The organism is Galbibacter kalidii (genome assembly GCF_026241135.1).
Classification (GTDB): Bacteria; Bacteroidota; Bacteroidia; order Flavobacteriales; family Flavobacteriaceae; genus Galbibacter.
The window spans coordinates 1-16050 of the sequence record NZ_JAPFGA010000011.1 but is presented as its reverse complement, the minus strand read 5'-3'; the positions used below and the strand labels follow the sequence as shown (position 1 = coordinate 16050).

Sequence of the window (16050 nt, the reverse complement as noted above, 5' to 3'; positions counted from 1 at the left end):
GAACCTTGAACCTTGAACCTTGAACCTTGAACCTTGAACCTTGAACCTTGAACCTTGAACCTTGAACCTTGAACCTTGAACCTTGAACCTTGAACCTTGAACCTTGAACCTTGAACCTTGAACCTTGAACCTTGAACCTTGAACCTTGAACCTTAAACCTTGAACCTTAAACCTTAAACCTTAAACCTTAAACCTTAAACCTTAAACCTTAAACCTTAAACCTTAAACCTTAAACCTTAAACCTTAAACCTTAAACCTTGAACCTTGAATTTTAAACTTTAAATAACTACTCCCCAATCACTTCATTAAATGTCCAATCACATTCATAGGAAGAAACATTTTTTCACTATCAGGTAATTGCTCAAATCCGTACTTTTTATAAAACGCTACGGCATATTCATTGATTGGATCAACCACTACGGCCATAGCACCAATACTTTTTTGAGATAACGTATAAGCCCTGAACAAAGCATCTAATAAAAGATGTTCTCCAAGACCGCTACCTTTGGCTGTAATGTCTCTCGCCAACCGACCTAATAAGATTACCGGAGCGTTATAGTTCTTGGGTACTTTTTTAATAAATTTTTCGGGAATCAAATCTCTTCCAAGACTCTCGCTTGTCAATGTATAATAACCAATTACATTTTGATCTTTGTCAGTAGCAACAAAACAAGTTGTCAATCTTTTTTTAATATCTTGACTTACTTGTTTTCGTATGTAATCGGTTAAGGATTGTTCTTCACATTCAAAACACTTCCTGTTATGAGCCCTTTCTAATAAAGTAACCACCACTTTTAGGATGTTTTCGATTTGTATTTTTTCGCTGCTTCAACCAAATTTTGATTTGGTTTACTGTTCCCAAATACAGCATCAAAAAACACCTGTCGGTCTTTTTCAGTAGCTATGATCCTGTCATTCTTTGAGACAATTTCTTCCGCATGTTTTTTGACTATTCTTACAATAAAACTGCTAAAGGACTTGTCACCACTTAACTTTTGAGCTCTTTTAAAAATTCTCTTGTCCTTAGAAGATACTCTTAGTTCAATGCGTTCATCTTTACTTAAATGTGCTTCCATCATTTCTTTGATCTATACAAATGTACGGAAATTAACCGTACAAATAAAATTTAGATTCTAGGGTCTGTTAACACTACCAGAAATGATAGATTTTTGAGGATATTTTATGTCTATCGAGGCATTTTTGACGAATTTGGCAGCGTCAAATGAGGAAAAAATAACGAAGAGAGGCGGAAAATAAACCAAAAAGCCGCTTTGAGTGTGTAGTATTAACAGACCCTAATTAGTCCTGCTGCCTCGCATCCTGAAACTTCAGGCTTCTCGACTTTGCGGTATCTTATGTCAGTCACTCCCGACTTCTGACTTCTGACTTCTGACTTCTGACTTCTGACTTCACAACCTTTTTGGAATTTGGAAACTTTCATCAACTACTTCCTGAAAATGTTTCGATACTTCGACTACACTCAGTACAGGCTTAGCTCAGGGTGGCATCATACTCCATTTTAATGATTAAAGAAGAAGCTAAAAAAGAATAAAGAGTAGTTAAAGGAATTCTACCAGAGTCAAATAGCCTAATCAAAGAAAAGAACAGGGATGTAAAATTTTTTTTTCACATCTTCTCTTTTGTTTTAAGAAAATTTTATATTTTAGAGCCTAAATACATGGTTTAGTATTCCCTCATTCTAAATTTTGTAACCTATAAACCTGACGACCTACTATGATTGTTTATCTTCAAACAAAGGATATTCTCTTATTCTTTTTAATCACGATTATATATACAGGGGCATATGCCCAAAAGCAATATCCTGAAAATTTAAGTCCGGGTGAAATCGCTAGTGGTTTATACCTCACTCCCGTCTCGACATCAACTAAAAAGAATATAAAATGAGAAGAAATCACTTATTGCTATCCTTGTTTTTAATGCCATTGTTTGTTTTTTCTCAAACCAATACTTTTCCTGATTCTGGTAATGTAGGAATAGGAACCAACAATCCTAACTCAATATTATCTCTTTATTTACCACCTGCTACAGCTAGTTATCCTAGTTTAACCAGTTCAGGGGATATTGTTCAATCAATTCGAACTAGTAATAATGAATTGGAAATTGGGAATTCTAGGGGCTTTAATGATAGAAAATCCTGGATATTGTCACGCCATGCTAGTGAAGAAACTTATGGTCAATATTATTCATCACTTCATTTGCAACCTGATGTCGGCGTTAAGTCGCAATACAGGGGAGTAGCTATCGGATATCTGGCATCACAGGCCATACCGGTAGGTGTTCACCTTGCAGTAAATGGAAAAGTGGGTATAGGCACTCTTAACCCTGATTCGGAATTAGCTGTAAAAGGCAATATCCATGCCCGAGAAGTCAAAGTAGATCTAAACGGAGCGGTTGCTCCCGATTATGTGTTTAAGGAGGATTACGAACTTAAAACTTTGGAAGAAGTTCAGATGTTTATCCAAAGTGAAGGCCATTTACCCAACATTCCTTCTGCTAAGGAAATGGAAGAAGAGGGAATCCACCTAAAGGAAATGAACCTGAAGCTTCTGGAGAAAATCGAAGAATTGACTTTGTATGCCATAGAGCAGCACAAACAGAATGATCAACAAAATAAATTTATCAAAGCACTTTTGTCCAGACTTGAAAAACTCGAAAAACAGAATATTGAATTAAGTGAACAGATTGAATCAATAAAAAAGAAAATAAAATGATTAAAAAATTACTTTCAGTCATATTTTGCATAGTATCGGGTTATGGCTTTTCGCAGACAAATACTTTCCCGAATTCCGGTAATGTAGGTGTTGGTACTACAAGTCCTCAAGCCAAACTCCATATATTTAATGGAAATAATTCATATGGAGCTATCCTAGCCAATAGTTCTGAAACAGCATTTTCCCTGTACACTAAGTCCTTGGGAAGAGAAGTATATACAGAAGTTTTTAGACTAGGCCTTAAATATAATACTAATGAGAATAATGGGTTTATATCTTTTTACAGGGGAGGTTCTACTTCAGGCGGATTTCTTGGTTTTTCAACAAATGGGATTGAAAGAATAAGAATAAATGGAAACGGAAGTGTTGGAATAGGAACAAGCACAACATCTTCCCACAAACTTGCCGTCGAAGGCTCAATTGGAGCACGAGAGGTAAAGGTTGAAGCTTCCGGTTGGAGCGACTTTGTGTTTGAAAATGACTACAACTTGCCAACTCTTGAAGAAGTCGAACAACACATTCAGGAAAAAGGGCACTTAAAAGATATCCCTTCCGCTAAAGAAGTAGAAGAAAACGGGATTTATCTAGGTGATATGAATGCAAAGTTGTTGCAGAAGATTGAAGAGTTGATGTTGTACACGATAGAACAGCAAAAATTAATAGAAACTCAATCAAAGAAAATTGAAACCTTGGAAAAACTTTACACAGAATGAAAGAATAAATAAAACCTAACCTAACTAAAACTGCAATAATGATTAAGTATAAACTATTTTTTTCAGTATTACTACTCTTCGTCTACCATTCATACTCCCAGACCTATACAGGGGTTTTTAAGACCGTTGGAGGAAATACCGATTATCACCATTTTGTTAGAAATGGAAATGGTGCGGCCGTATATATCAATCAGGCCTCTACAGACGAAACCATACCTATATTAAGACTGTCAAGCGGCACGAGTGCTGCTAATCAAAATATAAAACTTACTGTTGAGAATAATGGTAATGTAGGTTTTGGGACTATAAATCCAATAGGGAAACTTCATATTGTAGATACAGGGACAATAGGAGCTAAATGGAATCCAGATAACAGTTATGTTAATATAGGCGGTGGCTTGATAATGGATCCCAATGAAATATATGGTATGAATACACTTCACATAGGAGCAAAGAACGGGGATTTAATAAAATTTCTAAAAGTCAATGATACAGGACATGATTTAAAAATGATAATAAAGGAGAATGGTAATGTTGGTATAGGTACTCCAAATCCCGGTAGCTGGAAACTAGCTGTCAATGGACAGATCCGTGCCAAAGAAATCAAAGTTGATACCGATTGGAGCGACTTTGTTTTCGAAAAAAATTATGCCCTTCCAACCCTTCAGGAAGTAGAACAACACATCAAAGAAAAAGGACATTTACAGGATATACCATCAGCAGAAGAAGTTGAGGAAAACGGGATTTACCTTGGAGAGATGGATGCCAAACTGTTGCAAAAAATTGAGGAGTTGACTTTATATACCTTACAACAGGAGGAAAAGCTGAAGGAGATGGATGAGTTGAAGAAACGGGTGGAATTACTGGAAGAGCACTTTAAAAAGTATAAGATAAAATGAGAACAATTGTTGTAATAATAACCCTACTGCTATTGCAGGTTGCCCAATCACAAAATGGGGATAATATGTATCTCGACAATGCGAAATACTTATATGCAAAAACAAATACGGGAGTCAACACAAGGACTCTGGGTATTAACAGCAGCAATAACCTTTACATAGGGAGTGTAGATGCAATGGTTAACAATTTGTTGTTCAACCTTAATGGGAGCACTAGGTTACTCATAAATGGTAGTAACGGTAATATAGGCATCGGCACTTCTATTCCTGCTTCGAAACTGGATGTCTTTGGAAATATACTACTGAATACGAATCTCTCATCAACCCCAAATACGACTACTGATTCTTACGGGATCGTTTTTAAATCATCGGGTTATGCTACTGACAACAGGAGCAGGTTTCAACATTGGAAGATCCAAGGACAGGGTAGGAGTCCTTGGGGGTCGGGAGATTTGGTGTTTTCGAGTAATACTGATGGATTTGGGTATAAGGAAATAGTGAGATTTACAAATACGGGAAATATCGGAATAGGGACTGAGAATCCCGGTAGCTGGAAACTAGCTGTCAATGGACAAATCCGCGCCAAAGAAATCAAAGTTGATACCGATTGGAGCGACTTCGTCTTCGAAAAGGATTATGACCTCCCGACTCTTGATGAAGTAGAACAACACATCAAAGAAAAAGGATATTTACAGGATATACCATCAGCAGAAGAAGTTGAGGAAAACGGGATTTACCTTGGAGAAATGGATGCCAAACTGTTGCAAAAAATTGAGGAGTTGACTTTATATACAATAGAGCAAGAAAAAGAAATAAAAAAGCTAAAAAAAGAAAACCTAAGATTAAAATATTTAGAAGAAGTGGTTGCAAAATTACAAGTTCAAATGAATGATTTAAAAGAAAATAAATAGATATGAAAACAAGATTATTCTCTATAGTGATTATGACATTGTCATTAAGCCCGGGTTTTGTCAATTCCCAAACATGGCAAAACCCTTCAACTCAGCTAAGTAAACTGTTCTTTAATGTAGAAGGAGCAGATCCTTCAATAGTGTATGAAATAGGGAGAGGGTTTCTAATGAATTCAAAATACCAAGAAGCAATAGAGTTTAGTGATGGGGGTGGAGCCTCTAACCTTATAATAGACGGAAGTGGGAAAGTAGGTATAGGAACTGTAACCCCATCTAAGAAACTAACGGTTTTAGGAAATATAGGATGGGGAGACACATATATTGGTAGTTCGTTAAGACAGGTGAGTGCTTTGAGGGAGACAGTTGTAAGTGCTAATATGAAGTTGGTTTTTATAGCCGATCAGGTTAACACATTGGACTCTGATAAAAGAATAATTTTCGGAGCAGGTGGCACATCAACCGATGGACAAGATTTTATTGAATATATGAGAATAGACCGGGGTAATGTTGGTATAGGGACTTCGAACCCTGACTCAAAATTGGCTGTAAATGGAAAAGTCCATGCCAAAGAAATCAAAGTTGATACAGATTGGAGTGACTTCGTTTTTGAAGATGCTTATTCACTCCCAACTCTGGAAGAAGTAGAACAGCATATTCAAGAAAAAGGTCACTTAAAGGATATTCCTTCTGCTAAAGAAGTAGAGGAAAATGGGATTTACCTCGGGGAGATGGACGCTAAGTTGTTGCAAAAGGTAGAAGAGTTGACGCTTTATACTATAGCACAGCAAAAAATGATAAAAGAGCAACAAGAACTCCTGAAGCAGCAAGAAGAAAATTTCACAGAAATAGTTGCAGAACTAAAAAAAGAAATAGAAACAATAAAGAATAAGAAATGAGAAAACTTTACTTTTTATATCTCTTGATACCGATATTTAGTTGGTCCCAGACCAATACTTTTCCCGATTCAGGAAATGTGGGGATCGGGACTACAAACCCTTCTTCAACACTTGAAGTTAAATCAGATGTCAATTCGGATTCAAGAATCCATATTAATACAGCCACGGATGGGGATCCTTCTATTATAAGATTCCAAGATTCGGGTGTAACAACTTGGGGTTTTCTGGCAAATTACCCTTCTCAGGGTAAGTTTAGTTTATACAATTATCAAAAAGGATCTCATGCTATAATCCTTAATGAAAATAGTGATGTAGGAATTGGAGCTTCAAACCCTCAGGCGAAACTTCATATATATGATTCTGATATTTTAGGAAATAATGCTGGAGATTTTCATCTTCTTTATCGACTTCAGGGAAGGTCTTCCCATCATTTTATGGAAAATACTTGGCTATTGAGAGATGCTAATGGAACTGGCTGGCTGCAGGCAAGGTTGCATAACGGAATTAGTATTGATGCTTCATTTTTAACTCCTGGAGTAAACACAAGAACTTGGTGGGAAAGAGACCCATATGATGATGTTCAATCTTGGGGCAATGGTTCGGAAGCTTATATGTCATTAATTAAAGGAAAACTGGGAATTGGGACAGTTAATACAGGTTCTCACAAACTTGCTGTGGAGGGGTCTGTTGGGGCTAGGGAAGTAAAGGTTGAAGCCAGTAATTGGAGCGATTTTGTTTTTGAAAAAAATTATGACCTCCCAACTCTTGAGGAAGTGGAACGGCATATTCAAGAAAAAGGGCATTTACAGGATATTCCTTCAGCGGAAGAAGTAGAAAAGAATGGGATATATCTGGGAGAGATGGATGCAAAGTTGCTACAAAAAATTGAAGAACTCACGCTTTATACCATTGAGCAAGAAAGAGAAATAAAACAGCAACAAAGCGTAAACAAAAATCATGAAACGGAAAATATAGAGCAGGAAAAGGAAATCAAAGAACTTAAAGCAGAAATAGCCGAATTAAAAAAACAATCTCAAAAAATTGAGGAGTTAGAAAAGAAATTAAATCAATTTATAAATACACTTGATAAATGAAAACATTATTCTTTTTAGCTTTTTTATTGATTTTTTCATGTTCATTCTCACAGACCTTGGTGGTGAATCCTCAAGATGCTGACAAAGAAGGTGGCGAAATAATATTAAAGAAAAGTAACGAGAGTTACAACTCTTGGAAAATTGATAATTATGCAGGGAGCTTAAGGTTTCATCATTCTAACGCTTCTTATTTTATAATGAATTCTGAAGGTAGCATTAGGTTGAATAATAGTTTAAGAGTTAATAATAGTCTTAACATAGTAAAAGAATCTATGCTGCCGAATGAGGGAAGTATTATCGAAGGTGAATGGGGGAATTATATTCTGACAAATAACACTACATCTAGGAATGTAAGGATAGGGGTTTCTAATAATGGTTATACAAGAGGAGAGATAGAAATTGAGAACAACAATTCACCTGGAGCGGATATTATTTTCAAAACATCTAATAGTAGTGGAGGGACTCAACAAAGAATGATTGTTAAAAGTGATGGAAGTATTGGAATAGGGACAAACACCACAGGCCCTCACAAATTAGCCGTTGAAGGTTCCATAGGTGCTCGCGAAGTAAAAATTCAAGCCTCCGGATGGAGTGACTTCGTTTTTGAAAACGATTACAGTTTGCCAACTCTGGAAGAAGTAGAACTGCATATCCAAGAAAAAGGCCACTTAAAAGATATCCCTTCAGCTAAAGAGGTAAAAGAGAATGGGGTTTACCTTGGGGAGATGGATGCCAAACTGTTGCAAAAAATAGAAGAATTGATGCTGTATACCATACAACAACAAAAAATCATAGAATACCAAGAGGAAGCGATAAAGGAATTAAGAAAGGAAATTAACCAACTAAAAAAGCAATAATGAAGAGTAAGATTATAGTATTGTTTTGGATGTTAAGCATTCAGCTCTGTTTTTCACAGACACTCGATGTTGGGTATTTAAATCCAAAACTAGGGAGTACAGAGCCATACAAGTTTATCCGTTTTGGAGATCCCTCAAATTATTTTGCAGGATTTATGTGGAACGAAGCGGAAAACAGCTTTGGTGACGGAGATGACTTTTCAATTTTTACTTATCAAAATAGAGATATAACATTCAAAACAGGAACGGGAAATTTTATAGTATTCCCATCAGGGGGTGGAAATGTTGGAATAGGAACAAAAACCCCACAATCTAAGCTTCAAATTCATGGAGATGTTATGATATGGGGACAAGAAACTATAAATGGCAGGGGGGTTTCACGGTTAAACTGGAAAGGACATTCTCTTGTTATGGGAACTAAAACAGGGAGATATGCACATAACGTAGTAGAGTTCAAACCAGGAGGAAGTTCCTCTGGGGAATTATACTCCGGATTAGAGTTCTATCAGGCTATAGATGAAAATACTCATGAAAAAAGAATACGTATTGCTTCTGCTAATAATTTGCCTACTTTTTTTAATGGCGGAAATGTAGGTGTTGGAACAAATAACCCTACAGCAAAATTGGATGTAAATGGAGTTACAAAAGTAAACAGTTTGAGCATAGACTCCAGTAATCCATCAGGCTCCGTGAATAACTTTTCAAATCGAGTTGAATTTATAAATGGGGGTTCTGGAGCTATTATATTTCATCCAGGCGAAGAAGATGAATTAATGTTTGGAATGCATACCAATGGCAATTTCTATTGGGGAACAGGAGGAAATACGGCATCTACTCCCAATTACTATAGCATGTATTTGGACGGGGATACAGGTAATTTAGGTATAAAAGGGAGGTTAGTGAGTAAAGAAGTGAAAGTGGATGTTGATGGCTGGAGCGACTTTGTTTTTGAAGACACCTATACACTCCCAACTCTTGAAGAAGTCGAACAACATATTCAGGAAAAGGGTCATCTAAAAAATATCCCTTCAGCTAAAGAAGTAGAAGAAAATGGGATTTATTTGGGAGAGATGGATGCAAAGTTGTTGCAGAAGATAGAGGAGTTGACGCTTTATACGATCGAGCAGGAGAAAAAGATAAAGACTCTTGAAGCTAAACTTGAAAAAGTAGATGAACTGGAAAAAAAATTAACCCAACTAATTAATGAAAAATAAAATGAAAAAATTCCTACTCATAGTATCTGTGCTTTTATATCAAACCATCTCATTTTCCCAAACTACCTACTCAGGGATTCTAAACCATACGAGTAACTATTTTACCATTCAGCCATACAATGCTACTTATGATGATGGCACTCATGTCAAAATCTATTATGATGGTAATAATAAGCGATTAAACTTTCTCAATTCTGATGATAATACAAGTTTCACTCGTTTAAGAGCTGGAATTATAAATGGCTACGGACTTATATCCGTTCTTAGGGATGGAGGTTATAGAGTGGCTATGAATGGACAGTCTGATGGTTATATTACAGGAAGGAATGATAGTGTGGAAAGAAAATTCTTAATCCACTCCAATGGAAATTCATTTTTTAATGGTGGAAATGTAGGTATAGGAACTGATACTCCCAGCGCTGTACTTGAGGTTAATAAAAGTATCAATAATATATGGAGTACAAAGATTATAAATGGGGGTGGACAATCTTTAGGTCTTCTAATTAAGAATGGTTATGGAGGAAGCCAGTCTACAAATTATCCAAGAATAATGCAATTAGAAGATGGGAATGGCAATATTAGGATGAAAGTGCAGAGCAATGGAAAGATCGGGATGAATACTGATCATATACCAAATGGTTATGTGTTGGCCGTAGGGGGCAAAGCGATAGCGGAAGAAGTAAAAGTTGTATTGCAAACCAACTGGAGTGACTTCGTTTTTGAAAAAGATTATGACCTCCCGACTCTTGAAGAAGTAGAACAGCATATTAAAGAAAAAGGCCACTTAAAAGATGTCCCCTCTGCCAAAGAAGTAGAAGAAAATGGAATCTATCTAGGAGAAATGGATGCAAAGCTATTACAGAAAATTGAGGAGTTGATGTTGTATACCATTGAGCAACAAAAGCGGATAGAAAAACTGGAAGAATTAGTGTTGGAGTCAAAAAAGAATAAATAGGAACAAAAAATTAAAAAATGAGAAGAATACTATTTTTCATATTGGTAATCATTATGATGAAGTCGCACGCACAGTGGACAGATAACGGAAGTTCTTTGACTACAAGTGATAATGTAGGGATTGGGACGACAACTCCCAGATCATCGTTGGATATCAATGGAACCCTTACATGGGGAACCGGAGCAGAATTATCAAATGCTCAAGGTGCTTCCATAGAGCTAAGGGGCACAGGAGTTCCATTTATCGATTTTAGTAATGATGCATTGAGTGATTATGATATGAGATTGATATTAAGGGGAAATGACATTTTAGAAATTCAAGGGGGAAACGTAGGTATAGGAACGGCTGCACCACTGGAAAAACTCCATGTATCTGGTAATATTTTGGCCCAAAAGTTAATGCTCAATGATCCACTAAGAATTACTGACTGGAATACCATATGGCAGAGTGGATTTTATGAGAGCTTTGAAGCTGCAAATGCTCCTGAGCCTTATGGTTGGTTCTGGGGATTGAACATGAACCACGGTACTAATAATGCTAATTATAGGTATTCCGGGCAAATTGCCATAAAAAATTCCTCTGCTTCTCCTACAATGTATTTTCGGAGCACTGATGTAAATGGCAATGGAAGTTGGGCGAAACTCCTCAACAATAGGGGAGATCAAGCTATAAACGGAAAATTAGAGGCTAAGGAAATAAAAGTAACTACTACCCCAACAGCCGACTTTGTTTTTGAAGAAGATTATAGTTTGCCAAATCTTGACTCAATTGAGAAATATGTAAATAAAAACAAGCATTTACCTGAAATCCCTTCAGCAGAAGAGATGGAAGCCGAAGGAGTAAATGTCGGTGTTTTTCAAATTCAATTATTGCAGAAGATAGAGGAGTTGACATTATATGTAATTGAATTAAAAAAAGAGACTGTTAAACAACAAAAGGAAATACAAAAACTTAAAAAACAAATTAATGATTAAAAAGACAAGTTCTTTATAAGTATTTAGGGACATAAAAAAATAACTGTTAAAAACTATATAAATAAAAAATGAAAATTTTGATCAAAATTAAGAAGTACAATTTTATAGCCTTTATTTGTTCATGTTGTTTAATGTTTGGACAAGAAACAGAAGGGGTTCAACTTCCAGATATTGTTCCTCCCTCTCCTGATGCATTTGCATTCGCGACATTTGGAAACATTCCCTTGAATGGTTCTACCGGAGGATTTAATTATTCTGTTCCCTTATTTGGTTTAAAGAATGGGGATATAATAATACAAACGTCTTTAGACTATTTTAGTGACGGGGTAAAAATAGATAAATTAAGTTCTGTTGTAGGAACAGATTGGGTTCTAAATGCTGGGGGGGTTATTTCCAGAGTAGTAAGGGATGAACCCGACGAAAAAGCTATGTATAGATGGTATCCAACAACGATAGACTTTAGCCAAGATTATAATAAGGTGAAGACAGCGGCTTCAAGTGAGGATCAAAGCTATGATACCGAGCAGGATTGGTTTTCTTTCAATGTCAATGGTATTAGTGGGAAGTTTTATATGGATGAAGATCTGAATATTACAGTTGATAGTGATAGTCCCATACTAATTACAAATAACGGTTTTAGTTCCTTCGAAATTACCGATGAAAATGGTTATAAATATATTTTTGGAGGGCTGGACGAGTATAAAGAAACTAATTTAAGCTCGAATACATGCAGTCACATTAGAGATACATATATATCGGCCTGGTATTTATCAAAAATTATTTCACCTACAAATAGACAGGTAACTTTTAGGTATCAAAAAAACTCTTTGTATTATGCCACTGCTATTTCAAATAACCTTACTTTAGAAGAAGATTGTTATTGCTCTCCATCTGCTAAAAGCTATGACTATAACCATCAGAAATGTGTGTCATATAATAGAATATCTGCTCCTATTATTTCGGAAATCATAGCGAATGATTCCAAGATAGTTTTTAACTATCTGGACAATAGGTTAGATATGATAAACGGAAACGGAGCGCTATTGGATCAAGTTATTCTATACTACAATAATAATCCTATAGAGTCTTTTAAACTTAATCATGTTACTACAACATCTTCAAACCATTTCGACGATAAATTAAGTGGGGATAATTCGCTTAAATATAGAATCTTTCTCTCGAGTTTAATAAAAAAGAATAGTCAAGGGAGTAAGAATCATGAATATAAGTTTGAATATTATAATAAAGAAAGTTTGCCATGTAGGCTTAGTTATAATAAAGATATTTATGGATATTATAATGGAGCAAACAATACTAAACCGTTTGCCTATCCTAAAGATCCTAAAGCTTATGAGATAGCCAGAAGGTATGCCAGTTATTTGTTAGGGGCCAATCAGGATCCAAACCCGGAACAAGCAAAATATGGGGTTTTAAGCAAAATAACTTATCCAACAGGGGGACATACAGAGGTTGTGTATGAAGGCAATTCAGATGTTGTATTGGTAGATAGTGAAGACGAGGAATCGCATTCAATATACTTATCCAAAGAATGCAATGTAATAACTAATGCCTCTGATTCTTTTACTTTTGTTTCAAATGGTTCTCCAATAAATTACAATGTTAACGCAACTGTTGATACATATATATGCAACAGTGAACCGGATCCGCTCCATGATCAATATTCTTTGAGTATAAGAGATCTTACCACTGGGGAAACGATAAGAGCATTTTCCAGAGACCAGGGAGAAAACGTTAAAACCGATCCCATCTTACAGTGTGGGGGGTATAATGAATATAATAAACCTATTTGTACGGTCAACGGTCATACTTATGAAATTACATTTACTGTAAGTTCTAAATTTAGTCAAATATCCGGAAGGGCAGATATATGGTATAACAGGGAAACGGAACAGGTAGAAGAAATAGGGCTTTCAGGAGGAGTAAGAGTTAAGCAAATTAGTGACTTTGATGGTACTAATGAATATAATAAAAGAAGCTTCCATTATAATTCTATGGCACAATTAGGTGCTCAAAACACTAGTTTGAATATTATTAACGAGCCTAAATTCTCGAGTTTTTATATGGTTGAAAAAAATTGCGTACCCGAATGTTGCAGTAATGAATCAGGTGTAGGTTTTGCTACATGTCAGTCGGATGTTATGTATTTGAATTCTTTGGAAAAAGAACGGTATTTTATATCCGTTGGAAGCCTTCAATCTCTATATAATAACAGAAAGCAATCTAATTATTATTCGGTAGTTTCAGAAATATTAGAAGAAGCTCAAAATAACAATGGGGCTATAGAAAGATATTTTCACTACGTTAATGATTCCAAACCTGCAATTATTAGACCCCCAGAAATCCCTAATACACCATATACGAATGTAAGTGATGTGTTTTTTGGAGTGGTGGATTCCGTTAATTACTACGAGCATAAAAACAATATATTTAATAAGGTTAAAAAAGAAAGTTATAAATATTCCATTGTCCATCAGGAAGAATCGCGTTCGACTGTTTTTAGCAAAAATTTTGATTATACAGGAATAGGGGTGCCTCAAGAAACTGTTGATAATATTTCAATTACTCAATACAAAAATATAATACAAAAGAAAAGGTTGAAATCAAGACATACAGTGTTATATGATAATAGTAGTGATGTATCAACTACGGAAAATTATACATATGGGCCTAGTCCGTACTATAATATGAAGGAGAAACAGTTAGAGACAAGTACAGAAGGATATACACAAACAACGAATTATTTTTATCCTCCTGATAAGGCTACCCTTCAGAATTTAACTTCCCGGGCATCAGCTGCTATTGATCAACTGATTCTTCAGCATAGGATATCCTCTCCTGTCCAGGTCAAAACCACGTTAAAGAATAACAACGCTACTGTTTTGTCCAAAACAGTTCAACGTACTAATTACAGAAATTGGCCCAATAATATAACAATGCCGGAGTATATACAGACATCAAAAGACAAACAGTCGTTAAAAAACCGTATTGAATACCTTTCTTATGATTCCAAGGGCAACCCACTGGAAGTAAAAAAGGTCAATGGCTCTACTATCAGCTATTTTTGGGGCTACAACGGGCAGTACCCTGTGGCGAAGGTGGAGAACGCAACCTATGCGGAGGTGATGGCCACGGGGGTCAACCTTTCGGTATTGGAGAGTACCACTAGTACGGAACCGGCGAAGCTGGCGGAACTGAACAAGATCAGGAACCACAGCAGCATGTCCGGGGCGATGGTGACGACCTACACCTACGACCCCTTGGTGGGGGTAAGTACCATTACCGATCCAAGAGGTGTAAAGACGGACTACGATTACGACAGCTTCAACCGTTTGGAGTTCATCAAGGACGAGACGGGCAAGCTTTTGGAAGAATACAAGTACCACTATAAAAACTGATCCCTATGAAGACCAAAATACTACTCAACGCACTACTCATTTTCAGCATAACGACGACGGCCTGGTCCCAGACCCCGCCACCGAACCCGGTAATACAGGACTATACACTGAACTCCGGTGAGAGCGACAGCTATACGGCGACCCAGAGCATCACCCTGAAGCCGATGACGTGGATCAAGGCGGGGAGCAGCTTTTCGGCCAAGGTGGTCCCGGACGCCTATATCGACATCACCTTGAGCAATACGGAGAACTACATCCTGAACCGGAGCTACCAAAGGGGGATGACGGGCACCGGCGGCATCCAGCTCAACGGCGACGTCATTGAGAGCGTGACCTATTTCGACGGCCTTGGCCGGGCGAAGCAGCAGGTGGAGATAAAAGCCTCCCCGGACAAAAAGGACCTCGTGACCCATATCGGTTACGATGATTTCGGGAGGCAGGACAAGGAGTGGCTTCCGTACAAGAACACGGGCACCCCGGGCACCTACCGCTCAGGGGACCAGGAAGTAAACACTAACAATTACTATGTGTCCCGTTACCCGGAGGATATCACCGGCACTGCCCCGAACCCGTTTTCCCAAAAGGGCTTTGAGGCCTCACCGTTGAACCGTGTGCTGCAACAGGCGGCCCCGGGCCATGACTGGCGCCTTGGGGGAGGCAGGGAGATCAAGATGGACTACCAGGCCAATACCGGGACAGAGGTAAAAAGGTACAGGGTAAGCATAACGGTCACGACGGCCAACACCATAAAGGTCTATACGCCCTCACTGGTGCTGGACGGGTCATATACAGCGGGCACACTGTACAAGACGGTGACCAGGGACGAGAACTGGCAGCCGGGTGATGGAAAAAACCATACCACGGAAGAGTTCAAGGACAAACAAGGGCGTGTGATCTTAAAAAGAACATATAATTACACTCCCCCTTCGGGGGAGGCGGAGGGGGCTCACGATACCTATTATGTCTACGACGACTACGGGAACCTGACGTACGTACTGCCGCCCAAGGCAGAGCCGCACTCGGCAAAACCGACGGCGACGGAACTGAACGAACTGTGCTACCGGTACCGTTATGACGAACGGAACCGTTTGGTGGAGAAGAGGTTACCGGGCAAGGGCTGGGAACATATCGTGTACAACACCCTTGACCAACCGGTGCTGACCCAGGATGCCGTTCAAAGGAACGGCGATGAGTGGCTGTTCACCGTCTACGATGCCTTTGGGAGGGTAGCCTATACAGGGATAGACTCCAACAACACAAGCAGTAGGACAGCAATGCAGGCGGCAGCCAACGCAGCTTCCAACCAATATGTAAGGAAAACGGCAACGGCCAACACCTATGCGGGGACAACGGTCTACTATACCAAGGATGCCTTTCCGGTCAGCTTTG

The 16050-nt window shown here is 37.8% G+C and carries 14 protein-coding genes; 12 read left to right on the top strand and 2 right to left on the bottom strand.

The window, feature by feature from the left end:
* Positions 1-297: 297 nt before the first annotated feature.
* Both OOZ15_RS11825 and OOZ15_RS11820 read right to left on the bottom strand, forming a co-directional pair.
* Positions 298-792: a GNAT family N-acetyltransferase gene (locus tag OOZ15_RS11825; RefSeq protein ID WP_265956623.1), complete on the bottom strand. Its 495-nt coding sequence runs from the start codon at positions 790-792 to the stop codon at positions 298-300.
* A gap of 2 nt (positions 793-794) precedes the next feature.
* Positions 795-1079: a type II toxin-antitoxin system TacA family antitoxin gene (locus OOZ15_RS11820; RefSeq protein ID WP_265956622.1), complete on the bottom strand. Its 285-nt coding sequence runs from the start codon at positions 1077-1079 to the stop codon at positions 795-797.
* Positions 1080-1901: 822 nt separating this feature from the next.
* Here OOZ15_RS11820 and OOZ15_RS11815 point away from each other — a divergent pair.
* The 12 genes from OOZ15_RS11815 to OOZ15_RS11760 form a co-directional block, all read left to right on the top strand.
* Complete coding sequence (locus OOZ15_RS11815) at positions 1902-2732, top strand: tail fiber protein (protein WP_265956621.1); 831 nt, start codon at positions 1902-1904, stop codon at positions 2730-2732.
* Positions 2729-3445, top strand: a complete 717-nt coding sequence (locus OOZ15_RS11810) for a tail fiber protein (RefSeq protein WP_265956620.1) — start codon at positions 2729-2731, stop codon at positions 3443-3445. Before OOZ15_RS11815 ends, OOZ15_RS11810 begins: the two co-directional genes overlap by 4 nt.
* 38 nt (positions 3446-3483) lie before the next feature.
* Complete coding sequence (locus OOZ15_RS11805; RefSeq protein WP_265956619.1) at positions 3484-4344, top strand: hypothetical protein; 861 nt, start codon at positions 3484-3486, stop codon at positions 4342-4344.
* Positions 4341-5255 carry a hypothetical protein gene (locus OOZ15_RS11800; RefSeq protein WP_265956618.1) on the top strand — a complete coding sequence of 305 codons (915 nt, stop codon included), beginning with the start codon at positions 4341-4343 and terminating at the stop codon, positions 5253-5255. The genes OOZ15_RS11805 and OOZ15_RS11800 overlap by 4 nt, the downstream gene beginning before the upstream one ends.
* Positions 5256-5257: 2 nt before the next feature.
* The gene (locus tag OOZ15_RS11795; protein ID WP_265956617.1) at positions 5258-6151 is read left to right on the top strand and encodes a hypothetical protein; all 894 of its coding nucleotides are present in this window, start codon (positions 5258-5260) and stop codon (positions 6149-6151) included.
* Positions 6148-7245 (top strand): hypothetical protein, encoded by a 1098-nt coding sequence (locus OOZ15_RS11790; RefSeq protein WP_265956616.1) that lies wholly within the window; start codon positions 6148-6150, stop codon positions 7243-7245. The genes OOZ15_RS11795 and OOZ15_RS11790 overlap by 4 nt, the downstream gene beginning before the upstream one ends.
* The gene (locus tag OOZ15_RS11785) at positions 7242-8102 is read left to right on the top strand and encodes a hypothetical protein (RefSeq protein ID WP_265956615.1); all 861 of its coding nucleotides are present in this window, start codon (positions 7242-7244) and stop codon (positions 8100-8102) included. Before OOZ15_RS11790 ends, OOZ15_RS11785 begins: the two co-directional genes overlap by 4 nt.
* Complete coding sequence (locus OOZ15_RS11780) at positions 8102-9316, top strand: hypothetical protein (RefSeq protein ID WP_265956614.1); 1215 nt, start codon at positions 8102-8104, stop codon at positions 9314-9316. The genes OOZ15_RS11785 and OOZ15_RS11780 overlap by 1 nt, the downstream gene beginning before the upstream one ends.
* Before the next feature lies 1 nt (position 9317).
* The gene (locus tag OOZ15_RS11775; RefSeq protein ID WP_265956613.1) at positions 9318-10271 is read left to right on the top strand and encodes a hypothetical protein; all 954 of its coding nucleotides are present in this window, start codon (positions 9318-9320) and stop codon (positions 10269-10271) included.
* Positions 10272-10288: 17 nt separating this feature from the next.
* The gene (locus OOZ15_RS11770) at positions 10289-11245 is read left to right on the top strand and encodes a hypothetical protein (RefSeq protein WP_265956612.1); all 957 of its coding nucleotides are present in this window, start codon (positions 10289-10291) and stop codon (positions 11243-11245) included.
* 68 nt (positions 11246-11313) lie between these two features.
* Positions 11314-14661 (top strand): hypothetical protein, encoded by a 3348-nt coding sequence (locus tag OOZ15_RS11765; protein WP_265956611.1) that lies wholly within the window; start codon positions 11314-11316, stop codon positions 14659-14661.
* A 5-nt stretch (positions 14662-14666) separates the two neighbouring features.
* The coding region (locus OOZ15_RS11760) for a DUF6443 domain-containing protein (RefSeq protein ID WP_265956610.1) at positions 14667-16050 on the top strand (1384 nt) is incomplete at its 3' end.

Bases quoted from the DNA above. Each gene is read 5' to 3' on its own strand.
- OOZ15_RS11785 (WP_265956615.1), top strand. From the start codon at position 7,242: ATGAAAACATTATTCTTTTTAGCTTTTTTATTGATTTTTTCATGTTCA.
- OOZ15_RS11770 (WP_265956612.1), top strand. From the start codon at position 10,289: ATGAGAAGAATACTATTTTTCATATTGGTAATCATTATGATGAAGTCG.
- OOZ15_RS11815 (WP_265956621.1), top strand. From the start codon at position 1,902: ATGAGAAGAAATCACTTATTGCTATCCTTGTTTTTAATGCCATTGTTT.
- OOZ15_RS11800 (WP_265956618.1), top strand. From the start codon at position 4,341: ATGAGAACAATTGTTGTAATAATAACCCTACTGCTATTGCAGGTTGCC.
- OOZ15_RS11790 (WP_265956616.1), top strand. From the start codon at position 6,148: ATGAGAAAACTTTACTTTTTATATCTCTTGATACCGATATTTAGTTGG.
- OOZ15_RS11820 (WP_265956622.1), bottom strand. From the start codon at position 1,079: ATGATGGAAGCACATTTAAGTAAAGATGAACGCATTGAACTAAGAGTA.
- OOZ15_RS11780 (WP_265956614.1), top strand. From the start codon at position 8,102: ATGAAGAGTAAGATTATAGTATTGTTTTGGATGTTAAGCATTCAGCTC.
- OOZ15_RS11795 (WP_265956617.1), top strand. From the start codon at position 5,258: ATGAAAACAAGATTATTCTCTATAGTGATTATGACATTGTCATTAAGC.
- OOZ15_RS11810 (WP_265956620.1), top strand. From the start codon at position 2,729: ATGATTAAAAAATTACTTTCAGTCATATTTTGCATAGTATCGGGTTAT.
- OOZ15_RS11775 (WP_265956613.1), top strand. From the start codon at position 9,318: ATGAAAAAATTCCTACTCATAGTATCTGTGCTTTTATATCAAACCATC.
- OOZ15_RS11805 (WP_265956619.1), top strand. From the start codon at position 3,484: ATGATTAAGTATAAACTATTTTTTTCAGTATTACTACTCTTCGTCTAC.
- OOZ15_RS11765 (WP_265956611.1), top strand. From the start codon at position 11,314: ATGAAAATTTTGATCAAAATTAAGAAGTACAATTTTATAGCCTTTATT.